18 protein-coding genes and 1 pseudogene are annotated in these 22,908 nt (G+C 69.3%); 12 read left to right on the forward strand and 7 right to left on the reverse strand.

All coding sequences use genetic code 11. The features are described 5' to 3' along the window. Positions 1–121: 121 nt before the first annotated feature. The 10 genes and pseudogenes from uvrA (at position 122) to ACR5MH_RS03310 (ending at position 11,652) form a co-directional block, all read left to right on the forward strand. Positions 122–3,147: pseudogene (uvrA, locus tag ACR5MH_RS03265) on the forward strand (excinuclease ABC subunit UvrA). Next, complete coding sequence (uvrC, locus tag ACR5MH_RS03270) at positions 3,075–5,015, forward strand: excinuclease ABC subunit UvrC (protein WP_433862597.1); 1,941 nt, start codon at positions 3,075–3,077, stop codon at positions 5,013–5,015. Before uvrA ends, uvrC begins: the two are co-directional and overlap by 73 nt. Before the next feature lie 93 nt (positions 5,016–5,108). Then, positions 5,109–5,996 (forward strand): RNase adapter RapZ, encoded by an 888-nt coding sequence (gene rapZ / locus ACR5MH_RS03275; RefSeq protein WP_431345947.1) that lies wholly within the window; start codon positions 5,109–5,111, stop codon positions 5,994–5,996. Positions 5,997–6,053: 57 nt separating this feature from the next. Beyond that, a complete protein-coding gene (gene whiA / locus ACR5MH_RS03280) occupies positions 6,054–7,034 on the forward strand; it encodes a DNA-binding protein WhiA (protein WP_431345948.1) in 981 nt (326 codons plus the stop codon). 114 nt (positions 7,035–7,148) lie between these two features. Continuing rightward, the gene (locus ACR5MH_RS03285; protein ID WP_431345949.1) at positions 7,149–7,775 is read left to right on the forward strand and encodes a superoxide dismutase; all 627 of its coding nucleotides are present in this window, start codon (positions 7,149–7,151) and stop codon (positions 7,773–7,775) included. 101 nt (positions 7,776–7,876) lie between these two features. Continuing rightward, positions 7,877–8,881: a type I glyceraldehyde-3-phosphate dehydrogenase gene (gene gap / locus ACR5MH_RS03290; RefSeq protein WP_431345950.1), complete on the forward strand. Its 1,005-nt coding sequence runs from the start codon at positions 7,877–7,879 to the stop codon at positions 8,879–8,881. Between the two features lie 15 nt (positions 8,882–8,896). Continuing rightward, entirely contained in the window at positions 8,897–10,114 is a 1,218-nt protein-coding gene (locus ACR5MH_RS03295) for a phosphoglycerate kinase (RefSeq protein ID WP_431345951.1), read from the forward strand. Then, positions 10,102–10,905 carry a triose-phosphate isomerase gene (gene tpiA, locus ACR5MH_RS03300; protein ID WP_431345952.1) on the forward strand — a complete coding sequence of 268 codons (804 nt, stop codon included), beginning with the start codon at positions 10,102–10,104 and terminating at the stop codon, positions 10,903–10,905. The genes ACR5MH_RS03295 and tpiA overlap by 13 nt, the downstream gene beginning before the upstream one ends. A gap of 108 nt (positions 10,906–11,013) precedes the next feature. Continuing rightward, positions 11,014–11,259, forward strand: coding sequence for a preprotein translocase subunit SecG (gene secG, locus ACR5MH_RS03305; protein ID WP_179605831.1), 246 nt, complete (start codon positions 11,014–11,016; stop codon positions 11,257–11,259). Between the two features lie 27 nt (positions 11,260–11,286). After that, a complete protein-coding gene (locus ACR5MH_RS03310; protein ID WP_431345953.1) occupies positions 11,287–11,652 on the forward strand; it encodes an RNA polymerase-binding protein RbpA in 366 nt (121 codons plus the stop codon). 118 nt (positions 11,653–11,770) lie between these two features. Here ACR5MH_RS03310 and pgl read toward each other — a convergent pair whose 3' ends face one another. From pgl to tkt, 6 genes are all read right to left on the reverse strand, one after another. Continuing rightward, positions 11,771–12,337: a 6-phosphogluconolactonase gene (pgl, locus tag ACR5MH_RS03315; protein ID WP_433862276.1), complete on the reverse strand. Its 567-nt coding sequence runs from the start codon at positions 12,335–12,337 to the stop codon at positions 11,771–11,773. 199 nt (positions 12,338–12,536) lie between these two features. Next, complete coding sequence (locus ACR5MH_RS03320) at positions 12,537–13,499, reverse strand: glucose-6-phosphate dehydrogenase assembly protein OpcA (RefSeq protein ID WP_433862277.1); 963 nt, start codon at positions 13,497–13,499, stop codon at positions 12,537–12,539. Further along, entirely contained in the window at positions 13,496–15,037 is a 1,542-nt protein-coding gene (zwf, locus tag ACR5MH_RS03325) for a glucose-6-phosphate dehydrogenase (protein ID WP_431345955.1), read from the reverse strand. The genes ACR5MH_RS03320 and zwf overlap by 4 nt, the downstream gene beginning before the upstream one ends. Before the next feature lie 9 nt (positions 15,038–15,046). Further along, on the reverse strand, positions 15,047–16,657 hold the full coding sequence (locus ACR5MH_RS03330; RefSeq protein WP_431345956.1) for a glucose-6-phosphate isomerase: 1,611 nt from the start codon (positions 16,655–16,657) through the stop codon (positions 15,047–15,049). After that, positions 16,654–17,781 carry a transaldolase gene (tal, locus tag ACR5MH_RS03335; RefSeq protein ID WP_431345957.1) on the reverse strand — a complete coding sequence of 376 codons (1,128 nt, stop codon included), beginning with the start codon at positions 17,779–17,781 and terminating at the stop codon, positions 16,654–16,656. The genes ACR5MH_RS03330 and tal overlap by 4 nt, the downstream gene beginning before the upstream one ends. Positions 17,782–17,815: 34 nt before the next feature. Next, positions 17,816–19,909, reverse strand: coding sequence for a transketolase (tkt, locus tag ACR5MH_RS03340; protein WP_433862278.1), 2,094 nt, complete (start codon positions 19,907–19,909; stop codon positions 17,816–17,818). A gap of 354 nt (positions 19,910–20,263) precedes the next feature. Between tkt and ACR5MH_RS03345 the strand changes: the two genes are divergently transcribed. Continuing rightward, the gene (locus ACR5MH_RS03345) at positions 20,264–21,187 is read left to right on the forward strand and encodes a heme o synthase (protein ID WP_431345958.1); all 924 of its coding nucleotides are present in this window, start codon (positions 20,264–20,266) and stop codon (positions 21,185–21,187) included. 151 nt (positions 21,188–21,338) lie between these two features. Then, positions 21,339–21,881 (forward strand): GNAT family N-acetyltransferase, encoded by a 543-nt coding sequence (locus tag ACR5MH_RS03350; protein ID WP_431345959.1) that lies wholly within the window; start codon positions 21,339–21,341, stop codon positions 21,879–21,881. Here the strand turns inward: ACR5MH_RS03350 and ACR5MH_RS03355 are convergent. Then, positions 21,855–22,796 (reverse strand): COX15/CtaA family protein, encoded by a 942-nt coding sequence (locus ACR5MH_RS03355; RefSeq protein ID WP_431345960.1) that lies wholly within the window; start codon positions 22,794–22,796, stop codon positions 21,855–21,857. The two genes, ACR5MH_RS03350 and ACR5MH_RS03355, sit on opposite strands and share 27 nt — an antisense overlap. Between the last annotated feature and the right edge of the window lie 112 nt (positions 22,797–22,908).

Here is a 22,908-nt window from a genome sequence, read left to right on the forward strand (position 1 = left end):
ACAGGGCACTGCGCTGGTGCGCGGTGGGCGAACACGCGGGTGGGGCGACGGCGAATAGCGGAGAATGGAACGAGTGAGCACTCTGAGTAGCAGGAGTTCGGCAGGCAATCCGAGCAAGGTGGTGGGGTCGCACCTCAGCGTCCGCGGGGCGCGGGTGCACAACCTCCACAACGTCGACCTCGAGATCCCGCGCGACGCGCTGGTCGTCTTCACGGGCCTGTCCGGCTCGGGCAAGTCGTCGCTCGCGTTCGACACGATCTTCGCCGAGGGGCAGCGCCGCTACGTCGAGTCGCTGTCGGCGTACGCGCGGCAGTTCCTCGGCCAGGTCGACCGGCCGGACGTCGACTTCATCGAGGGCCTGAGCCCCGCGGTGTCCATCGACCAGAAGTCCACCAACCGCAACCCGCGGTCGACGGTCGGCACGATCACCGAGATCTACGACTACATGCGCCTGCTCTGGGCGCGCATCGGCGTCCCGCACTGCCCGGTCTGCGGTGAGAAGATCCAGCGCCAGACTGTTCAGCAGATCGCCGACCAGCTCATGGAGCTGGAGCCCGGCACCCGCTACATGGTGGTCAGCCCGGTCATCTCGCAGAAGAAGGGCGAGTTCGTCGACCTCTTCAAGGAGCTCGCCGCGAGCGGCTACTCGCGCGCGATCGTGGACGGCGAGCAGATCCAGCTCAGCGAGCCGCCGACGCTCAAGAAGCAGTACAAGCACGACATCTCCGTGGTGGTCGACCGCCTCGTCGCGGGTCCCGACATCCTCGGCCGCCTGACCGACTCGCTGGAGACCGCGCTGCGGCTCACCGACGGCCTGGTGCGGGTCAACTTCGTGGACCGGGAGGGCCCGGAGGCGTGGCAGTCGTTCAGCGAGAAGCTGTCCTGCCCCAACGGCCACCCGATCCAGCTCACCGAGATCGAGCCGCGCACCTTCTCGTTCAACGCGCCGTTCGGCGCCTGCCCGGAGTGCTCCGGCCTCGGCACGCGCATGTCGGTGGACGAAGACCTCCTGCTCGGCGACGAGGAGCTCAGCATCGCCGAGGGCGTCATCGTCCCGTGGACCACGCAGGGCAAGGGCCTCTTCAACTACTACGAGAAGCTGCTCGACGGCCTCGCGCGGGACCTCGGCTTCTCGCTGAAGACGCCGTGGAAGAAGCTGCCGCAGAACGTCAGGGAGGCCGTCCTCCGCGGCGACAACTTCGAGGTCAAGGTGCGGTGGAAGAACCGCTACGGCCGCGAGATGTCCTACACGTCCGGCTTCGAGGGCGTCGTGCCCTACATCGAGCGCCAGTACGCACAGGCGGAGACCGACACCCAGCGCGCCCGCTGGGCCGAGTACCTCCGCGAGGTGCCGTGCCCGGTCTGCCAGGGCAAGCGGCTGAAGCCCGAGGTTCTCTCGGTGCTCGTCCACGGCGCGTCGATCGCCGACGCGTCCCTGCTCAGCCTGTCGGACGCGCGCGCGTTCATGGAGAAGCTGCACCTCACCGAGCGCGAGCAGAAGATCGGCGCGCAGGTGCTGCGGGAGATCAAGATCCGCCTCGACTTCCTCATCCAGGTCGGTCTGAGCTACCTCGACCTGGCCCGCGCGGCGGCGACGCTGTCGGGCGGCGAGGCGCAGCGCATCCGGCTGGCGACGCAGATCGGGTCGGGCCTCACCGGCGTGCTGTACGTGCTGGACGAGCCCAGCATCGGCCTCCACCAGCGCGACAACCGCCGCCTGATCGACACGCTCGTGGCTCTGCGCGACCTGGGCAACACGCTGATCGTGGTCGAGCACGACGAGGACACCATCCGCACGGCGGACTGGATCGTGGACATCGGCCCGGGCGCCGGCGTCAACGGCGGCCACGTGGTGCACTCCGGGTCGTACGACGAACTGCTCGCCAACACCGCGTCGCTGACCGGCGACTACCTGGCCGGGCGGCGCGAGATCGTCATCCCCGAGAAGCGGCGCAAGATCGACAAGAAGCGCGTGATCCGGGTGGTGGACGCTCAGGCCAACAATCTGAAGAAGGTGACGGTGGACTTCCCGCTCGGCGCCTTCGTGGCGGTCACCGGCGTCTCCGGCTCGGGCAAGTCGTCGCTGGTCAACGACATCCTGTACCGCGTGCTGGCCAACAAGCTCAACGGCGCCCGCAAACTGCCGGGCAAGCACCGCACGGTGACCGGCCTCGAGAACCTCGACAAGGTCGTGCACGTCGACCAGGCGCCGATCGGGCGCACGCCGCGTTCCAACCCGGCGACCTACACAGGCGTCTTCGACCGCATCCGCACCCTGTTCGCCGAGACGCCGGAGGCCAAGGTCCGCGGCTACCTGCCCGGCCGGTTCAGCTTCAACGTCAAGGGCGGTCGGTGCGAGACGTGCTCGGGCGACGGCACGATCAAGATCGAGATGAACTTCCTGCCCGACGTCTACGTGGCGTGCGAGGTGTGCGGGGAGCGCGGTACAACCGCGACACCCTGACGGTGCACTACAAGGGCAAGAACATCGCCGAGGTGCTCGACATGCCGATCAGCGAGGCGGCGGAGTTCTTCCGGCCGATCTCGGCGATCCACCGCTACCTGCAGACCCTCGTCGACGTCGGCCTGGGCTACGTGCGGCTCGGTCAGAGCGCCACGACGCTCTCGGGCGGCGAGGCGCAGCGCGTCAAGCTCGCGACGGAGCTGCAGCGCCGGTCGAACGGCCGCAGCGTGTATGTGCTCGACGAGCCCACCACCGGGCTGCACTTCGAGGACGTCCGCAAGCTCCTGCTGGTGCTCAACGGCCTGCTCGACAAGGGCAACACGGTCATCGTCATCGAGCACAATCTCGACGTCATCAAGTCGGCCGACTGGATCATCGACATGGGTCCGGAGGGCGGCGCCGGCGGCGGCGAGGTGATCGCGACCGGAACACCGGAGCAGGTGGCGGAGACGCCGGGGAGCCACACGGGCTACTTCCTCAAGGAGATCCTGCAGGGGAGGGCGCGCTCGGCAGCGAACGTGTCCGCGGCGCCGCGTAGGATCACGCTGTGCAGAGTACGGACACGGTCGGCTACCGCCCCAAGGCCGGCGAGATCCCCACACAGCCGGGCGTGTACCGGTTCCGCGACAAGAACAGGCGAGTGCTGTACGTCGGCAAGGCGAAGAACCTCCGCGCCCGGCTGAGCAACTACTTCCAGCCGCTGCGGAGCCTCCACGAGCGCACCCGGCGCATGGTCACCACGGCGTCGAGCGTCGAGTGGACGGTCGTCGCCAGCGAGTTCGAGGCGCTGCAGCTCGAATACACCTGGATCAAGGAGTTCAATCCGCCGTTCAACGTGCAGTTCCGGGACGACAAGTCGTACCCGTACCTCGCGGTGACGCTGGGCGAGCGCATCCCGCGCGTCATGGTCACCCGCAACCGGAACCTCAAGGATGCGCGCTACTTCGGCCCATACACGAAGGTCTGGGCGATCCGCGACACGGTGGACCTCATGCTGAAGGCCTTCCCGGTGCGGAGCTGCTCCGACGGCGTCTTCCGCCGCGCCGAGCTGACCGGGAGGCCATGCCTGCTCGGCGACATCGGCAAGTGCGCCGCGCCGTGCGTCGGGCGGATCAGCCCGGAGGACCACCGCGAACTCGCTGAGGACTTCGTCTCCTTCATGGCGGGCAACGACACGAAGCACATCCGCGACCTCACCGAGAAGATGAAGCAGGCGGCGAGCACGCTCGACTACGAGGCCGCGGCCCGGCATCGCGACGCGATCGGCGCGCTCGAGGCCGCGATGGGCAAGAGCGCCGTGGTGCTGCAGGAGAACGTGGACCTCGACGCCTTCGGCATCGCGCACGACGAGCTCGCCGCCGCGGTGCAGCAGTTCATCGTCCGCGGCGGCCGCATCCGCGGTGTGCGCTCCTGGGTGGTCGACAAGGAGCTGGACATCTCGCTGGGCGAGCTGGTGGAGACGGTGCTCCAGAACGCGTACGAGGGCACGGACGCGCCGCCGCGCGAGATCATCGTGCCCGAGCTGCCGGAGGACGCCACCGAGCTGGAGCAGTGGCTCATGGCCCGGCGGGTGGAGGCCGAAGAGGCCGGCCCGGTGCGCCGTGGCCCGAAGTCGACCGGACGCGTGGAGCTGCGGGTCGCCCAGCGCGGCGACAAAGCAGCGCTCGCGCAGACCGCGGAGATGAACGCCAAGAACGCGCTGATCCTCTACAAGACCCGGCGCAGCTCCGACTTCGTCGCGCGGTCGAAGGCTCTCAATGACATCCAGGACGCCCTCGGCATGGCCGAGGCGCCGCTCCGGATGGAGTGCTTCGACGTGTCGCACCTGAGCGGCACCAACATCGTCGCCTCGATGGTCGTGTTCGAGGACGGGCTGCCCCGCAAGGACCAGTACCGCCGCTTCAGCATTCCCGAGTCCACCGACGACACCGAATCGATCCACCAGGTCATCTCGCGCCGGCTCGCGTACCTGAAGGACGGGGGCGACCAGCCCGATGCGGAGCAGTCCGACGCGGAGCAGCCCGACGCGGAGCAGCGCGACGACGAAGGCGACGACCCGGAGATCGACGTCGACGCCGAGCTCGCGGAGGCCGTCGAGCGCCGCCGCCGCAAGTTCTCCTACCCGCCGAACCTCCTCATCGTCGACGGCGGCCAGCCGCAGGTCGCCGCCGCGCAGCGCGCCCTGGACGAGTCGGGGGTGACCGGCATCCAGCTCGCCGGCATCGCCAAACGTCTGGAGGAGATCTGGCTGCCCGACTCCGACTTCCCGGTCATCCTGCCGCGCAACAGCGACGCCCTATTCCTGGTGCAGCGCATCCGCGACGAGGCGCACCGCTTCGCGATCACGTACCAGCGGGCGCGGCGCAAGCGCGACATCTCGACCGTGCTGGGCGAGATCCCCGGCCTCGGACCTGCGCGCGTGAAGGAGTTGCTCAAGCACTTCGGCTCGGTGGCCCAGCTCCGCCAGGCGACGCCCGAGCAGATCGCGGAGGTGCGCGGCGTCGGCCCGACGATCGCGGCCGCCGTCCACGAGCGCCTCGCCGCGGACTGAAAGGCCCGCGCAGAAGCGCGCGGAGCCGGAAACCCCCTCGGCGCGTCGGGTCAGTCGCTAGGCTGGTCGCACCCGGTCAGAGAAGGAGAGCACGTGGCGAGCGACGTCGACACGAACGCCGAGCAGCAGGAAGTGCTGATCGTCACCGGGATGTCGGGGGCGGGCCGGTCCACGGTCGCCAACGCCCTCGAAGACCTCGACTGGTACGTGGTCGACAACCTTCCTCCGCAGATGCTGCGGCCGCTGATCGAGCTGGCGAACCGAGCCGAGTCCGGGCTGCCGCGCATCGCCGCGGTGGTCGACGTCCGCGGCCGCAATTTCTTCGAAGACCTGCAGGAGATGATCCAGAGCCTGCGCGAGGGCACCAAGGTGCGCGTGCTCTTCCTGGAGGCCTCCGACGCCGTGCTCGTCCGACGCTTCGAGCAGGTGCGCCGCCCGCACCCGCTGCAGGGCAACGGAACCATCCTCGACGGCATCGAGGCCGAGCGTGCCCGGCTGCGCGAGATCCGCGAGGCGAGCGACATCATCGTCGACACCACGGATCTGAACATCCACCAGCTCGCCACCAACATCACCGAGACCTTCGCGGCGGAGGACACCGCCGGCGTGCAGGTGACCGTGATGAGCTTCGGCTTCAAGTACGGCCTCCCGCCGGACGCCGACCTGGTCGCCGACGCGCGGTTCCTCCCGAACCCGTTCTGGAACCCCGAGCTGCGCCCGCACACCGGGCTGGACGAGATCGTCCGCGACTACGTGCTCCAGCAGGACGGAGCAGAGGAGTTCATCGACGGCTACACCGCCGCGATGCGCCCGATCTTCGCCGGCTACCAGCGGGAGAACAAGCGGCACGCGATGATCGCGATAGGCTGCACGGGAGGGAAGCACCGGTCCGTCGCGATAGCCGAAGAGCTCGCGACCCGGTTGAGGGGCTTCCCCGGCGTCGCGGTCAACACCAAGCACCGCGACCTGGGCCGTGAATGATGCCGGCCGCCCACTTCACGGCGTGACCCGCGCCGTCTTTCACAGTTAGGAATCCGATTGGCTCTCACCGCCGACGTCAAAGACGAACTCACGAAGGTCGAAGTCAGCAAGACGACCGTCCGCGCCGCGGAGCTCGCGACCATCCTGCGGTTCTCGGGTGGACTGCACCTGATCGGCGGCCGGATCGCGGTCGAGAGCGAGTTGGACACCCCCGAGCTCGCGCGCCGCGTCCGGAAGGACCTGGCCGAGCTGTACGGCGTCCGCAGCGACGTGTCGGTCATCTCGGCCTCCGGCGTCCGCCGCGCCAGCCAGTACCTGGTCCGCGTGCTGGAGGGCGGCGAGACCCTCGCCCGCCAGACCGGCCTGCTGGACGCACGGCGGCGTCCGATCCGCGGCCTCCCGAACCGGCTCACCACGGGTTCCCGCGACGAGCTCGCGGCCGTCTGGCGCGGCGCGTTCCTCGCGCACGGCTCGCTGACCGACCCGGGCCGTTCCGCCGCTCTGGAGGTCACCTGCCCCGGCAACGAGGCCGCGATGGCCCTCGTCGGCGCCGCCGGCCGCCTCGGTGTGTCCGCCAAGGCCCGCGAGGTGCGCGGGGTGCACCGCGTCGTGATCCGCGACGGCGAGGCGATCAGCGCGATGCTGGTGCAGATGGGTGCGGTGGAGACCGTCGCCAACTGGGAGGAGCTCCGCCAGCGCCGCGAGGTGCGCGCGACCGCCAACCGCCTGGTGAACTTCGACGACGCCAACCTGCGCCGCTCCGCCCAGGCCGCCGTCGCCGCCTGCTCGCGCGTCGAGCGCGCCCTGGAGATCCTCGGGCCTGACATCCCGGAGCACCTGCGCTACGCCGGCGAGCTGCGCCTCGCGCACCGCGACGCCAGCCTCGACGAGCTCGGCCACCATGCCGACCCGCCCATGACGAAGGACGCCGTGGCCGGCCGCATCCGCCGCCTCCTGGCGATGGCCGACAAGAAGGCGTCCGACCTGGACATCCCCGGCACGGACGCCAACCTCCCGGCCGACCTGGATGAGGTGTAGTTTCCGGATGGGCGTGCGGCCGGGAAGAGACCTGAGGCCGGCCGGGTTGCCGTCACTAGACTGAACATGTCGCCCGAATCGGGAATCGAAGAAGAACAACTGTGGAGATGAGTAATGGCTGACTACACGCTGCCTGACCTTCCGTACGACTACGCGGCCCTGGAGCCGAACATCAGCGGCCGGATCATGGAGCTGCACCACGACAAGCACCACAAGACCTACGTCGACGGCGCCAACACCGCCATCGCCAAGCTGGCCGAGGCGCGCGACGCCGACGACCTGACGTACGTCAACAAGCTGCAGAAGGACCTGGCGTTCAACCTCGCCGGCCACGTCAACCACACGGTCTTCTGGAACAACCTGTCCCCGGAGGGCGGCGACAAGCCGACCGGTGAGCTTGCTGCGGCGATCGACGAGTTCTTCGGCTCGTTCGACAAGTTCCGCGCCCACTTCACCGCCTCGGCGCTCGGCATCCAGGGCTCCGGCTGGTCGATCCTCGCGTGGGACTCGCTGGGCCAGAAGCTCATCATCGAGCAGCTCTACGACCACCAGGGCAACCTCGCGGCGGCGACCATCCCGCTGCTCATGCTCGACATGTGGGAGCACGCGTTCTACCTCGACTACGTGAATGTCAAGGCGGATTACGTCAAGGCATTCTGGAACATCACCAACTGGGCGGACGTGAACGACCGCTTCGTGAAGGCCCGCGAGAAGACCGCGGGTCTGCTGCTACTGTCGTAGCGGGTCGGCGTCCCGGGAGGGAGCCCTCCCGGGACGCCGCCGTCCGCCACAACACCCACACGGCGCCGTCCGGCGCCACCATCAAGCAACGGGAGACATCTGTGTCCGTAAAGATCGGAATCAACGGGTTCGGTCGCATTGGTCGCAACTACCTGCGCGCGGCCCTCGCCAAGGGCAGCGACCTCGAGATCGTCGCGGTGAACGACCTCACCGACAACAAGACGCTCGCGCACCTGCTCAAGTACGACTCCATCACGGGCCGCCTGGACGCCACGGTGGAGCTCGAGGGCGACAGCATCGTCGTCAACGGCAAGCCGATCAAGGTCCTCGAGGAGCGCGACCCCGCCAACCTCCCGTGGGGCGAGCTGGGCGTCGACATCGTCATCGAGTCGACCGGCCGCTTCACCAAGGCCGCCGACGCCAAGAAGCACATCGAGGCCGGCGCCAAGAAGGTCATCATCTCCGCTCCGGCCACCGACGAGGACGCCACGTTCGTCATGGGCGTGAACGAGCACCTGTACGACCCGGAGACGCACAACATCATCTCCAACGCGTCGTGCACCACCAACTGCCTCGCGCCGCTGGCCAAGGTCTTCAACGACGAGTTCGGCATCGAGCGCGGTCTGATGACCACGGTGCACGCCTACACCGCCGACCAGAACCTGCAGGACGGCCCGCACAGCGACCTCCGCCGTGCCCGCGCCGCCGCGATCAACATCGTCCCGACCTCCACCGGAGCCGCCAAGGCCATCGGCCTGGTCCTCCCGGAGCTCAAGGGCAAGCTCGACGGCTTCGCGCTGCGCGTCCCGGTCCCCACCGGCTCGATCACCGACCTGACCGTCACCGCCTCGCGCCCCGTCACCATCGACGAGGTCAAGGCCGCATACAAGAAGGCCGCCGAGGGTCCGCTCAAGGGCATCCTCAAGTACACCGAGGACGAGATCGTCTCCTCCGACATCGTGTCCGACCCGCACTCGTCGATCTTCGACTCCGGTCTGCTGCGCGTCCTCGGCGACCAGGTCAAGCTCTCGAGCTGGTACGACAACGAGTGGGGCTACTCCAACCGTCTGGTCGACCTGACCGAGTACGTCGCCGAGCGTCTGTAAGGGCCGGGAACCGACGTGACGCTCCGCACCCTCGACTCACTCGGTTCGCTCGCGGGAAAACGCGTCGTCGTCCGCTGTGATCTGAACGTCCCCCTCCAGGACGGGAAGATCACGGACGACGGTCGCGTGCGAGCGTCGATTCCCACCCTGGACGCCCTGATCAATCAGGGTGCCAAGGTGGTCGTGATCTCCCACCTGGGCCGCCCGGAGGGCGCGCCCGACTCGAAGTACAGCCTGGCGCCGGTGGCCCAGCGGCTCTCGGAGCTGCTCGGCAAGCCGGTGACCTTCGCGCAGGACACGGTCGGCGCGGGCGCCGAGTCCGCGGTCGCCGCCCTGAAGGACGGCGACGTGGCCTTGCTGGAGAACCTCCGGTTCAACCCGGGGGAGACCGCCAAGGACGAGGCCGAGCGCGCGGCGTTCGCCGCCAAGCTCGCCGCCTTCGGCGACGCGTTCGTGTCGGACGGCTTCGGCGTCGTCCACCGCAAGCAGGCCAGCGTGTACGAGCTCGCCCAGGCGCTCCCGAGCGCTGCGGGCACGCTCATCGCGGCCGAGCTCGACGTGCTCGACCGCCTCACCGAGAACCCCGAGCGACCGTACGCGGTCGTGCTCGGCGGCTCCAAGGTGTCCGACAAGCTCGGGGTCATCGGCCACCTGCTCCCGCGGGTGGACTCGCTGCTCATCGGCGGCGGCATGCTGTTCACCTTCCTCGCAGCGCTCGGCCACAAGGTCGGCTCGAGCCTGCTGGAGGCCGACCAGCTCGACACGGTGAAGGGCTACCTGGCGAAGGCCGAGGAGCTCGGCGTCCAGATCGTCCTGCCGCGCGACGTGGTCGTGGCCTCGAAGTTCGGCGCCGACGCGGAGCACGTGGTGCGCCCGATCGACGGGATCGAGGACACCGACTGGGGCGCCTCCGGGCTCGGCCTCGACGTCGGCCCGGAGACCGGCGAGCTGTTCTCGGAGTACATCCGCGGCGCCCGCACCGTGTTCTGGAACGGCCCGATGGGCGTCTTCGAGCTGGCGCCGTTCGCGGCGGGCACGAAGGCGATCGCGCAGGCGCTCACCGAGGTCGACGGCCTCGGCGTCGTCGGCGGCGGCGACTCCGCGGCGGCCGTGCGGGCGCTCGGCTTCTCCGACGATCAGTTCGGTCACATTTCTACGGGTGGCGGCGCGAGCCTCGAATTCCTCGAGGGCAAGCACCTGCCGGGTCTGGAGGTCCTGGGATGGCAGCAGTGAACGAGTCCGCGCGGCGGGTCCCGCTGATCGCGGGCAACTGGAAGATGAACCTCGACCACCTGCAGGCGATAGCGGTCGTCCAGAAGCTGGCGTGGACCCTCAAGGACGCCGGGCACGACTACTCGGCCGTCGAGGTCGCCGTCTTCCCGCCGTTCACCGACCTGCGCAGCGTTCAGACGCTGATCTCGGCGGACAAGCTGCCGATCGCGTTCGGCGGCCAGGACGTCTCCGAGCACGACTCGGGCGCCTACACCGGCGAGATCGCGGCGTCGTTCCTCGCCGCCCTCGAGTCGCGCTACGTCCTCATCGGCCACTCGGAGCGGCGCACGCTGCACAACGAGACGGACGAGCAGGTCGCGGCCAAGGTCGCTCAGGCGATCAAGAACAACATCGCGCCGATCATCTGCGTCGGCGAGACGGCGGAGGACCTGGAGGTCCACGGCGCGAGCGCCGTCCCGGTCGCGCAGCTCCGCGCTGCCCTGGCGTCCGTCGACTCGGCGGCCGACTTCGTGGTCGCGTACGAGCCGGTGTGGGCCATCGGGTCCGGCCAGGCGGCGACGCCGGAGCAGGCCGAGCAGGTCGCCGCGGCGCTGCGCGCGGTCATCGTCGAGCTGCTCGGCGAGGACGTCGCGGCCAAGTCCCGCATCCTCTACGGCGGCTCGGTGAAGTCGGGCAACATCGCCGGCTTCATGCGCGAGCCGAACGTCGACGGCGCGCTCGTCGGCGGCGCGAGCCTGGACGTGGCCGAGTTCTCGGCCATCATCCGCTACCAGAAGCACGTCGGAGTCTGAGGGCGCGCGGCGGCTCCCCGGACGTCGGGTGAGCTGCCGCGCCCATCCGCGGTTATACTGGTCGTTGGTTTTGCCGGGCGTCGGCCCTATCGCATCGAAAGGTCAAGCGTGCAGATTCTCACGGTCATCCTCCAGGTATTGCTGGGGATCACCAGCCTCCTGCTGACCCTCCTCATCCTGTTGCACAAGGGACGCGGAGGCGGCCTCTCCGACATGTTCGGCGGCGGCGTCACCTCCAACCTGGGCGCCTCGGGCGTCGCCGAGCGCAATCTCAACAGGATCACCGTCATTCTCGGGCTCATCTGGATCACCTGCATCGTCGTCCTCGGGCTCATCACCAAATTCAGCGCCTGACCGGCGCGCCTTCACCAGAGGAGAAGCATGGCATCCGGAGGAAGCGCAATCCGCGGCTCGCGCGTCGGCGCGGGCCCGATGGGCGAACAGGACCGGGGGTTCCACGCCGAGCGCGTGGCCGTCTCGTACTGGGACGCCCTCGGCAACGAGACCGTCCGCTATTTCGCGGCGAACCTGCCCGACGAGGAGATCCCCGATGTGATCGACTCGCCGTCGACCGGCCTCCCGGCCGGCCGCGACAAGGAGAACCCGCCGTCGGTCGCGAAGGCCGAGCCCTACAAGACGCACCTGGCCTATGTGAAGGAGCGCCGTTCGGAGGAGGAGGCGGAGCAGCTGCTCGACGACGCCCTCAACCAGCTCCGCGCCCGCCGCGGCAAGCCCACGAGCAACTAGCACGTACGAAGAAGCCCCGCCGGTCGATGACCGGCGGGGCTTCTTCACATCCACCGCAGAGGGGTCGCAACACGCCGTTTCGCTACGTGGCTAACGGCGTGTTGCGACCCCTGTGCGATCAGTAGCTGGGGGCGATCAGGTTTTCCGGAACGTCGACCGCGGCGTCCTTGTCCACGAAGAACACGGTGCGCTTGCGGCCTTTGGCGCCGGCGACCGGCACCTCGGTGTAGCTCGCGCCCGCGAGGGCGAGGCCGAGCGCGCTCGCCTTGTCGCTGCCCGACAGCACCAGCCAGATGCGGTCCGACGCGTTGAGCACCGGGCGGGTGAGGCTGAGCCGCAGGGGCGGCGGCTTCGGCGACTCGCGCTCAGCGATCACCGTGGCCTCCGTCTCGCGGATGCCCGCGCGGTCGGGGAACAGCGACGCGATGTGGCCGTCCGGGCCGACGCCGAGGAAGGTGATGTCGAACTTCGGAAAGGTCTGGCCCTCCGGAGCGAACGCCTCGAGCTCGGCGGCGTAGACGCGCGCAGCCTCATCGATGTCCGGGATCTCGTCCGACGCCGGGAACGGATGGATGTTCTCCGGCGGGACGGGGAGGTGGTCGAGGAGCGCCTCGCGCGCCTGGCGCTCGTTGCGCTCCTCGCTCGACTTCTCGACGAAACGCTCGTCGCCCCACCAGAAGTGCACCTTCGACCAATCGATGGTGTCGCGCGCGGGGAGCCGTTGACGGCCTCCAGCACCGCGATGCCCATCGTGCCGCCCGTCAGCGCGACATTCGCCGCGCCCAGGTCGTCGAGGATGTCGATCGTCTTGGTGAGGAAGCGGGCGGCCACCGACGCGGCGACTGCTTCCTTATCGGGGTGGACGAGCACCCGCCGTTCGTTCGTCATGCTGTCGCGCCCACTCCTTCGTCGGAGGCCTCGAGCAGCCCGAGACCCTTCGTGATGACCTCGCCGTACAGGTCGTCCGGGTCCAGCCTACGCAGTTCCTCGGCGAGACAGTCCCGGAGGTTGCGGCGCGGCAGCGACAGGTCGTGCGTCGGCTGGCCCGGCTGCGAGAGACGGGCCACGTTCGGGACCTCGCGCTCGAGCTCGATGGTGCCGGACTCGCGCTCCATCTTGACGCCGTGGATGCCGCCGGAGCCGATCGCGCGCGAAGCGAGATCGTACTGCACGGGCACCTGGAGCTGCAGGCGCAGCCACGCGGCGAGCAGGAGGGTGGAGGGCGAGTCGGCCGCACCGGCGACCTCCACCGAGGTGATCGGCTCGTACGGCGGCTGGTCGAGCACCGCGGCGAGCTGTGCGCGCCACAACGTGAGCCGCGTCCAGGCGAAGTCGGTGTCTCCCGGGGCGTACGTGTCGGCGAGGTGGAAAAGCGCCTCCTGCGGGTTCGGCTGGGCCGATGCGTCGGTGATGCGGATCGTAGCGATCCGGCCGAGCGGGGAGTGCGACGCCTTCGCGGGCGCGATCCCCGGCCACCAGACGACGACGGGAGCGTCGGGGAGCAGCAGGCCGGTGACCAGCCCCTCCTCGTCGCTCGCGGTCTCGCCGTAGGCGCGGAGGACGATGACCTCGCTCGCGCCCGCGTCGCCGCCCACGCGGATCTGGGCGTCCAGACGACCGGAGTCCGTGTGGCTGCGCTCTTCCTCGGTGGAGACCACGATGACGCGCATCGGGTGCTCGCGGGAGGCGTCGTTGGCGGCCTCGATGGCCTCCTCCTCCTGACCGAGGTGGGTCGCGATGACCAGCGTCAGCACGCGCCCGAGGGCGACGGCGCCGCCCTCCTCGCGGATCTTGACGAGCGCCTTCGAGATGTTGCTCGTCGTGGTGTCGGGCAGATCGACGATCATGGACGCCTCCAGACGCGGCCGTCGCGGGCGAGGAGCTCGTCGGCGGAAGTCGGGCCCCAGGTTCCGGGGCGGTACTGCTCGGGCTGGCCCTGCGTGGCCCAGAACCCCTCGATCGGGTCGAGGATCTTCCAGGACAGCTCGACCTCTTCGTGCCGCGGGAACAGCGGCGGATCGCCCAGCAGGACGTCGAGGATGAGCCGCTCGTAGGCCTCCGGGCTCGCCTCGGTGAACGCGTGGCCGTAGCCGAAGTCCATGCTCACATCGCGCACCTGCATGCCGGCGCCGGGGACCTTCGAGCCGAAGCGGATGGTCACGCCCTCGTCGGGCTGCACGCGGATGACGAGCGCGTTCTGGCCGAGCGCGCTGGTCTGCGACTCCGCGAAGAGCTGCTGCGGCGCGCGCTTGAACACGACCGCGATCTCGGTGACCCGGCGGCCCAGGCGCTTGCCCGCCCGCAGGTAGAACGGGACTCCGGCCCAGCGGCGGGTGCCGATCTCCAGCTTGATCGCGGCGTACGTCTCCGTGGTGGACTGCGGGTTCATGCCGTCCTCGTCCAGGAATCCGACGACCTTCTCGCCGCCCTGCCAGCCGCTGGAGTACTGACCCCGTGCGGTCGATTTGGCAAGGTCCTCGGGCAGGCGGACGGCCGCGAGCACCTTCTCCTTCTCGGCGCGGAGGTCCGCGGCGTCGAAGGAGATGGGCTCCTCCATCGCCGTGAGGGCGAGGAGCTGCAGGAGGTGGTTCTGGATGACGTCGCGCGCCGCGCCGATGCCGTCGTAGTAGCCGGCCCGGCCGCCCACGCCGATGTCCTCGGCCATCGTGATCTGCACGTGGTCGACGTAGTTTGCGTTCCAGATCGGCTCGTACAGCTCGTTCGCGAAGCGCAGCGCCAGGATGTTCTGGACCGTCTCCTTGCCGAGGTAGTGGTCGATGCGGAACACCGAGTCCGGCGGGAACACCGACTCGACGACCTTGTTGAGCTCGCGCGCGGTCTTCAGGTCGCTGCCGAACGGCTTCTCGATGACGACGCGGCGCCAGCCGACGCCCGACTGGTCGGCGAGCCCCGACTTCTTGAGCTGCTCGGTGACGAGCGGGAACGCCTTCGGCGGGATGGACAGGTAGAACGCGTGGTTGCCCATCGTGCCGCGCTCGATGTCCAGCTTCTCGACGGTCTCCTTGAGCCGCGCGAACGCCTCGGCGTCGTCGAACTCGCCCGAGACGAAACGGATGCCCTGAGCGAGCTGCTTCCACACATCGTCGTCGAACGGGGTGCGCGCGTACTGCTTGACCGCGTCGTAGACGACCTTCTCGAAGTCCTGGTCCTCCCAGTCGCGCCGGGCGAACCCGACGAGCGAGAAGCCGGGCGGCAGGAGGCCGCGGTTCGCAAGGTCGTAGACGGCCGGCATCAGCTTCTTGCGCGACAGGTCGCCCGTCACGCCGAAGATGATGAGGCTGCTCGGCCCCGCGATGCGGTTGAGGCGACGGTCGGAGGGCAACCGCAGGGGATTGAACTCCGGGGTGATCTCCACCGGTGACATCTGGCTCCTCTAGTTGACGGCCTCGAACAGCGAGACGACGTCGGCCTCGGGGTTCGAGAGGGTCAGGGTCAGCACCGGGCGGCCGTGCTCGCCGAGCACGCTCGCGTCGCCGGCGGCCTGGGCCTGGATGAGCTGGCCGAACGTGAACGGACGGTCGGGGATCTCCAGGTCTTCCGGCGCAGCCGCGGTGATCTGCAGGAACACGCCGACGGCGGGGCCGCCCTTGTGGAACTGTCCGGTCGAGTGCAGGAAGCGCGGACCCCACCCGAAGGTGACGGGGCGGCCCGCCTTGGCGGCGAGCAGGTCGCGGATGCCCGCGAGCTGCGGCAGCGCCAGCCGGTCGACGTAGGCCTGCACCGAGACGTAGCCGTCCGGTCCGAGCTGCGCGAGGAGGGCGTCCACCGCGCCGTCGAGCATCGACGCGTCGCCGAGGAACGAGCCGGTGGTGCGCACCTCGACGCCGCCCGCGGTGAAGGCGGGTGCGGCGGGCTCCGGGCGGTTCTCGAGCAGCGCGCGGGCGGCGACCTTGGCGGCCTCCACGTCGGGCTGGTCGAACGGGTTGATGCCGAGCAGTCGGCCGGCGACCGCGGTGGCGTACTCCCACACGATGAGCTGGGCGCCCAGGCTGCCCGAGACGAGGATCTCGCCCTCGTGCCGGTTCGCCGGGAACAGGTGGTGCGCCTCCGCATTGGCGACGAGCCGCACGACCTGGAGGTCGGCTGGCTTCGACGACAGCTCGGGAGCGAGCGTGTCGAGGACGACGGGGAGCAGGCCGGTGCCCTCCTTACCCGTGGACTCCGCGATGAGCTGTTCGGCCCAGTCGGCGAACCCGACGATGTGGGTGCCGTCGGCGACGATGCCCAGCTTGTCTTTGAGCGGGTTGCTGCCGGCGATCGCCGCACCGAGCACGAGGCCCGGGTTGGCGTCGTTGTCGACGGCCAGCTCGATGAGCGTCGCCTCCGCCTCGTCCAGCAGCTCGGAGATGTCCACGCCGGCCAGGCCGGACGGGACCAGCCCGAAGGCGGTGAGCGCCGAGTAGCGGCCACCCACGTTGGGGTCGGCGTTGAAGACGCGGTAGCCCGCCTCGCGCGCCGACTGGTCGAGCGGCGAGCCCGGGTCGGTGACCACGACGATGCGCTCCACCGGGTCGATTCCGGCGTCGCGGAACCACTTCTCGTAGACGCGCTTCTGGCTGTCGGTCTCCAGCGTCGAGCCCGACTTGGAGGAGATGACCACTGCGGTCGCCTGGAGGCGGTCGTGCAGGGCCGACAGCACCTGGCCGGGGTCGGTCGAGTCGAGGACCGTGAGCTCGGCCTCCGCGGTACGCGTGATGACCTCCGGTGCGAGCGAGGAGCCGCCCATACCGCCGAGGACGATGTGGTTGACGCCCTTGGCGTGGAGCTGCTCGCGCAGCGCGACGATCTCGGCGACCAGGGGGCGGGAGATCGCTACGGCCTCGGTCCAGCCGAGGCGCTTGGCGGCCTCCGGCTCCGCGGCCGGGCCCCAGAGGGCGGCGTCCTGAGCCGTGATGCCGGACGCGACCCGGTCCGCGACGAGCTGGGGCACGACCGACGCGACGGCCTGGGCCGCCGCGCCGGTGACGTGGATGCGGAAGGTCACTTGGCCGCCTCCAGAGCGTTGGTGACGGTCTCGACGAGCTCGCCCCACGAGACGTTGAACTTGTCGACGCCCTCGCGCTCGAGGGTGGCGGTCACGTCGTCGTAGTCGATGCCGAGTCCGGCCAGCGCGTCCAGGACGCCCTTCGCGTCGGCGTAGTTGCCGGTGACGGTGTCACCGGTGATCTCGCCGTGGTCGAAGGTCGCCTCCAGCGTCTTCTCCGGCATGGTGTTGACCGTGTTCGGCGCGACCAGCTCGGTGACGTAGAGGGTGTCGGGCAGGCTCGGGTCCTTGACGCCGGTGGAGGCCCAGAGCGGGCGCTGCTCGTTCGCGCCCGCGGCCACGAGGGCCTTGGCGCGGTCGGTGGCGAACTCCTGCTCGTACAGCTCGTAGGCGAGGCGGGCGTTGGCGACGCCGGCCTTGCTCTTGAGCGCGTGGGCCTCGTCCGTGCCGATGGCGGTCAGGCGCTTGTCGACCTCGGTGTCCACGCGGGACACGAAGAACGACGCGACCGACTGGATGCCGGCGAGGTCGATGCCCGCGGCCTTCGCCTTCTCGAGGCCGGTCAGGTAGGCGTCGATGACCTGGCGGTAACGCTCGAGGCTGAAGATCAGCGTGACGTTGACGCTGATGCCGGCCGCGATGGTCTCGGTGATGGCCTCGAGGCCCTCGACCGTCGCCGGGATCTTGATGAGCACGTTGGGCTTGTCGACCTTGGCGGCGAGCTTCTTGGCCTGCTCGATGGTGCCGTGCGCGTCGTGCGCGAGGCCGGGCTCCACCTCGATGGAGACGCGGCCGTCGACGCCGTTCGAGGCCTCGAAGACGTCGTGGAAGATGTCGCTGGCGTCGGCGACGTCGTCGGTCGTGATCTGGAAGATCGCGTCCTCGACGCTCGTGCCGGCGGCGGCGAGCTCCTTCACCTGGGCGTCGTACGCCTCGCCCTTGGAGAGGGCCGCGGCGAAGATCGTCGGGTTGGTGGTCACGCCGACGACGTTGCGCTCGGCGATCAGCTTCTGGAGGCCGCCCGTGGCGATGCGCTCACGGGACAGGTCGTCCAGCCAGATGCTGACGCCGGCGGCGGAGAGCTCGGCCGTGGGGGAGGAGGTGGTGGAAGTGGTGTCGGTCATCGTGGTTTCTTCTTCTCTTCTTCCGTGCTCGCGCTCAGAGCGACGCGAGCGATTCCTTGGCTGCGGCGACGGCGTGCTCGGTGGTCATGCCGAACTCGCGGAACAGCGTCTTGTAGTCCGCCGAGGCGCCGAAGTGCTCGATCGAGACGCTGCGGCCGTGGTCGCCGACGATCTTGTCCCAGGCGAGGGCCAGGCCGGCCTCGATCGAGACGCGGGCTTTCAGGCCGGCCGGGAGGACCTTCTCCTGGTAGGCGGCGTCCTGCTCGTGGAACCACTCGAGGCAGGGGGCGGAGACGACGCGGGCGTTGATGCCCTCGCCGCGCAGCACCTCGCGCGCCTCGAGCGCGATCTGCACCTCGGAGCCGGTGGCGATGAACAGCACGTCGGGGGTGCCGCCCGGGGCCTCGGCCAGGATGTACGCGCCCTTGGCGACGTTGGCCGCCGAGGCGAGCGTGTCGCCGGTGGCCTCGCCGTCGCCGCGCTCGAACACCGGGATGTTCTGGCGGGTCAGGGCGATGCCGGCGGGGCCGCCACGGCGCTCCAGGATGGTCTTCCAGGCGTAGGCGACCTCGTTGGCGTCGCCCGGGCGGACGACGTCGAGGTGCGGGATGGCGCGCAGCGTCGAGAGCTGCTCGATCGGCTGGTGCGTCGGGCCGTCCTCGCCGAGCGCGACGGAGTCGTGCGTCCAGACGAAGATCGACGGCACCTGCATGAGCGCCGCCAGGCGAATCGCCGGGCGCTGGTAGTCGCTGAAGATCAGGAACGTGCCGCCGAACGGGCGCGTCGGACCGTGCAGCACGATGCCGTTGAGGATCGCGGCCATCGCGTGCTCGCGGATGCCGAAGTGCAGCACGCGGCCGTACGGGTTGCCGGTCCACTCGTGGGTCGAGTGCTCGGTGGGCACGAACGACGCGGCGCCCTCGATGGTGGTGTTGTTCGACTCGGCGAGGTCGGCCGAGCCGCCCCACAGCTCGGGCATGACGCCCGCGATGGCGTTGATGACCTTGCCGCTGGCTGCACGGGTGGAGACGTCCTTGCCGGCCTCGAAGACCGGGAGAGCGTCCTCGAAGCCCTCGGGGACGGCGCCCGACAGCAGCCGGTCGAGGAGCTCCTTGCGCTCCGGGTTGGCGGCGGCCCAGGCGTCGAAGCCCTTCTGCCACTCGGCGTGCTCCTCCGCGCCGCGATCCACGGCCTTGCGGGTGTGCTCGATGACGTCCTCGGCGACCTCGAACGTCTGGTCGGGGTCGAAGCCGAGCACCTCCTTGACGGCGCGCAGCTCGTCGGCGCCGAGGGCGGAGCCGTGGATCTTGCCGGTGTTCTGCTTCTTCGGCGAAGGCCAGCCGATGATGGTCTTCAGAACGATCAGCGACGGCTTGTCGGTGACCTGCTGGGCGTTGACGATGGCCTGGTGCAGCTCCTGCACGTCCTCCTCGTAGACGCCGGTCTTCTTCCAGTCGACCACCTGGACGTGCCAGTGGTACGCCTCGTAGCGGGCCTTGACGTCCTCGGTGAAGGCGATGTTGGTGTCGTCCTCGATCGAGATCTGGTTGGCGTCGTAGATGGCGATCAGGTTGCCGAGCTGCTGGTGGCCGGCGAGGCTGGAGGCCTCGGAGCTGATGCCTTCCTCCAGGTCGCCGTCGCTCGCGATGACGTAGACGAAGTGGTCGAACGGGCTCGTCCCCGGCGCGGCGTCCGGGTCGAACAGGCCGCGCTCGAAGCGCTGGGCGTACGCGAAGCCGACCGACGAGGAGATGCCCTGGCCGAGCGGTCCGGTGGTGATCTCGACGCCCTTGGTGTGGCGGTACTCGGGGTGGCCGGGGGTGAGCGAGCCCCAGGTGCGGAGCGCCTTGAGGTCGTCGAGCTCGAGGCCGTAGCCGCCGAGGTAGAGCTGGATGTACTGGGTGAGCGAGCTGTGGCCTGCGGACAGGATGAAGCGGTCGCGGCCGAGCCAGTGCTCGTCGTGCGGGTCGCGGCGCATCACCTTCTGGAACAGCAGGTATGCGGCGGGGGCGAGGCTCATCGCCGTGCCGGGATGCCCGTTGCCCACCTTCTCCACCGCATCGGCCGCGAGGACGCGGACCGTGTCTACTGCCTTGTTGTCAATGGGATCCCACTGCAGAGCTGCCACGTGAAAACTGACCCTTCCTAGATGTGGTGAGGGTCGTCGTGTTACCCGCACCGGTTGAGGTAGTGCGCGCCGTGGACGTCATCGGCGCCGGCCCCGTTCTCCGTCACAGTCCTACAAATCGGAGGCAAGTGAAAGGGGCCCGGCTGGCGAGCATCTCCAAGTATAGGTAACACGCACGAAACCTGGGGTGTTCCTGCAGGTCCGTGCGCTACCGCGCAGCGCACCGCCGCGGAAGACTGCGGAACAGCGGTCGTGTCGTAGACTTGTCGCGGTCTGTAACAATCCGCACAGTCGCCGGGACACTTCGTGAGACCGGCGTCCCGGGGCCGCATGATCCCTTAATACCGAGGAGCAATGGACGTCGCCGTAGAGAGCCGTGTCGAACCGGCGAGCCGCATCGGTGTCGCGCGCAAGGCGAAGGCGTACCTCGCCCTCACCAAGCCGCGTGTGGTCGAACTGCTGCTGGTCACGACCGTTCCCACGATGATCCTCGCCGCGCACGGCATCCCGAACCTCTGGCTGGTGCTGGCCACGGTGGTCGGCGGCTACATGTCGGCGGGCTCCGCCGGCGCGTTCAACTGCTACATCGACCGCGACATCGACCGCGTGATGCGCCGTACCAAGAAGCGCCCGCTGGTCACCGGGGAGCTCAGCGACCGCGAAGCGCTGGTGTTCGCGTGGGCGCTCGGCATCGCGTCGGTGCTCGTGCTCGGCTTCTTCACGAACTGGGTCGCTGCGGCGCTGTCCGTCGCCGCCATCCTGCTCTACGTCGTCTTCTACACGTTGATCCTCAAGCGCCGGACCGCGCAGAACATCGTCTGGGGCGGCATCGCAGGCTGCATGCCCGTGCTGATCGGCTGGGCCGCCGTCACCGGGTCGCTCGCCTGGCCGCCGGTCATCCTGTTCGGCATCATCTTCCTCTGGACGCCGCCGCACTACTGGCCGCTGTCGATGAAGTACCGCGAGGACTACAAGGAGGCCGGCGTGCCGATGCTCGCGGTCATCCGCGGTCGCTCGGTCGTGGGCCTGCAGGTCATCCTCTACGCGTGGGCGATGGTCGCGTGCTCGCTGCTGCTCATCCCGGTGGCGCACATGGGACTCGTCTACACGGTGGTCGCCCTGGGCGCCGGCGGCTGGTTCCTCTACGAGTCGCACCGCCTCTACAACCTCGCGATCCGACACGAGCACGTCTCGCCGATGCGCGTGTTCCACGGCTCCATCGCCTACCTGACGCTGATCTTCCTCGCCGTCGCGATCGACCCGCTGCTCTGGTTCTGACGCGCGATTCGTGCCGAATGCGGTGATTGCGCGCCACATTCACGTGATTCGTGCCGAATGTGCGCCATGCGCTTCGTGCCGAATGTGGTGAATCGGCGGCCGTTTCGCGCGATTCGTGCCGAATCGTGGCGGCGCTGCTACGGTTCTCAGCGTGCAGGCGCTGAGGACGGCGCGGCTCGTGCTGGACGCGCCGCGGGAGACCGATGTCCCCGCCGTGTTCGACGCCTGTCAGGATCCGGAGATCGCGCGCTGGATCCCACTTCCTGAGCCGTACACGCGCGAGAGCGCCGAGTTCTTCGTGCACTCGTACGTTCCGCACGGGCTGGCCAGCGGCCGGTTCACGGTGTGGGCGGTCCGGGAGGGCGAGACGGCTCCGCTCGTCGGCGCGGTCGAGGTCCGGCGCGACGAGGCGGACGGCGCGGCCTCCCTCGGCTGCTGGCTCGCGCCCTCCGCGCGCCGGAGGGGTGTGATGACGGAGGCGCTGACGGCGGTCTGCGCCCTCGCCCTCTCGCCCGACGGTCTCGGCTTCGACCGGCTGCACTGGGAATACCTGCCGGGCAACGAGGCGAGCAGGCGGCTCGCCGAGGCGGTCGGATTCGACTTCGCCGGTGCGCAGCCGCACGTCGTGGACTTCCACGACGAACGGCGCGAGGCGCTGACCGGCGTGCTACGCCGCGACGACGTCCGCGGCTGAGCCGGCGGCGACGGCGTCGCGCGGCGCGGTGGCCTTCAGCGACAGGAGCACGGCGGTCATCACCGAGGCCAGCGTCGCGGCCAGGGTCATGTGGATGCCCACGAGGACCCCGGGCAGGCCGGTGTTGGACTGGATGAGCCCCACGGCGATCTGCACGAGCTCCACCCCGAGCAGGAGGAGCGTCAAGCGGTGCACAGGCGTCGCGGTGATCCGCCATGCGCCGATCACCAGGACGAGCGTCAGGGCGAAGGTCAGGTACGCCGGCGTGGCGTGCACGTGCTCGATGATCTCGGGGTTCAGGCCGGTGCGCGGGGTGTTGGGGTCGCCGGCGTGCGGGCCGGTGCCCGTCGTGACGATGCCGAGGACGATCGTCACTCCGACGACGACGCTCGTGATGTACGCGGTGACGGCGTACCAGCCCGGGACGGCGCGAACGCGGGGGCCGGGCACGGCGTACACCCGGACGAGGAACACCGTCGTCAGCGCGACCAGCACGATGGAGGTGATGAAGTGCAGGCCGACCACCCACCAGGTGAGCCGGATGAGGACCGTGATCCCGCCGAGGACGGCCTGGAACGGCACGCCGAGGCCTGCGGCGAAGGCGAGCCAGAACAGGTCGCGCCGCGAGCGGAGGAGTTTGACGACCATCAGGAACGCGAGGATCGCGAGGATCGCCAGCACCCCGCCGAGCATCCGGTTGCCGAACTCGATCACGCCGTGGATCCCCATCTCCGGGGTGTTCACGATGGAGTCGGCGGTGCACTTCGGCCACGTCGGGCAGCCGAGCCCGCTGGAGGTGAGCCGCACGGCGCCGCCCGTGGTCACGAGCAGGATCTGCGCCGCGAGGTAGAGCCAGGCGACGACCCTGGTGCGCTTCTCGACACGGTCGGGCAGCCACGCGATGATGCGTTTCATAAGTTCCTGGATCCTTCAGATCTGATCGATACTCGGCCAACGTGCAGGCGCGCCTCTACTATTACCGCTTCGCACCTGTAGAATTGGTGGGTTCGAGAAACGCGCGACCCTG

The sequence above is a fragment of the Streptomyces sp. L7 genome, assembly GCF_050990935.1.
GTDB lineage: Bacteria > Actinomycetota > Actinomycetes > Actinomycetales > Microbacteriaceae > Leifsonia.

What these genes read in the sequence shown, in the direction of transcription:
- ACR5MH_RS03285 (WP_431345949.1), top strand. Translation starts at nt 7,149, where the DNA reads ATGGCTGACTACACGCTGCCTGACCTTCCGTACGACTACGCGGCCCTG.
- tpiA (WP_431345952.1), top strand. Translation starts at nt 10,102, where the DNA reads ATGGCAGCAGTGAACGAGTCCGCGCGGCGGGTCCCGCTGATCGCGGGC.
- ACR5MH_RS03310 (WP_431345953.1), top strand. Translation starts at nt 11,287, where the DNA reads ATGGCATCCGGAGGAAGCGCAATCCGCGGCTCGCGCGTCGGCGCGGGC.
- ACR5MH_RS03320 (WP_433862277.1), bottom strand. Translation starts at nt 13,499, where the DNA reads ATGATCGTCGATCTGCCCGACACCACGACGAGCAACATCTCGAAGGCG.
- zwf (WP_431345955.1), bottom strand. Translation starts at nt 15,037, where the DNA reads ATGTCACCGGTGGAGATCACCCCGGAGTTCAATCCCCTGCGGTTGCCC.
- tal (WP_431345957.1), bottom strand. Translation starts at nt 17,781, where the DNA reads ATGACCGACACCACTTCCACCACCTCCTCCCCCACGGCCGAGCTCTCC.
- ACR5MH_RS03345 (WP_431345958.1), top strand. Translation starts at nt 20,264, where the DNA reads ATGGACGTCGCCGTAGAGAGCCGTGTCGAACCGGCGAGCCGCATCGGT.
- ACR5MH_RS03355 (WP_431345960.1), bottom strand. Translation starts at nt 22,796, where the DNA reads ATGAAACGCATCATCGCGTGGCTGCCCGACCGTGTCGAGAAGCGCACC.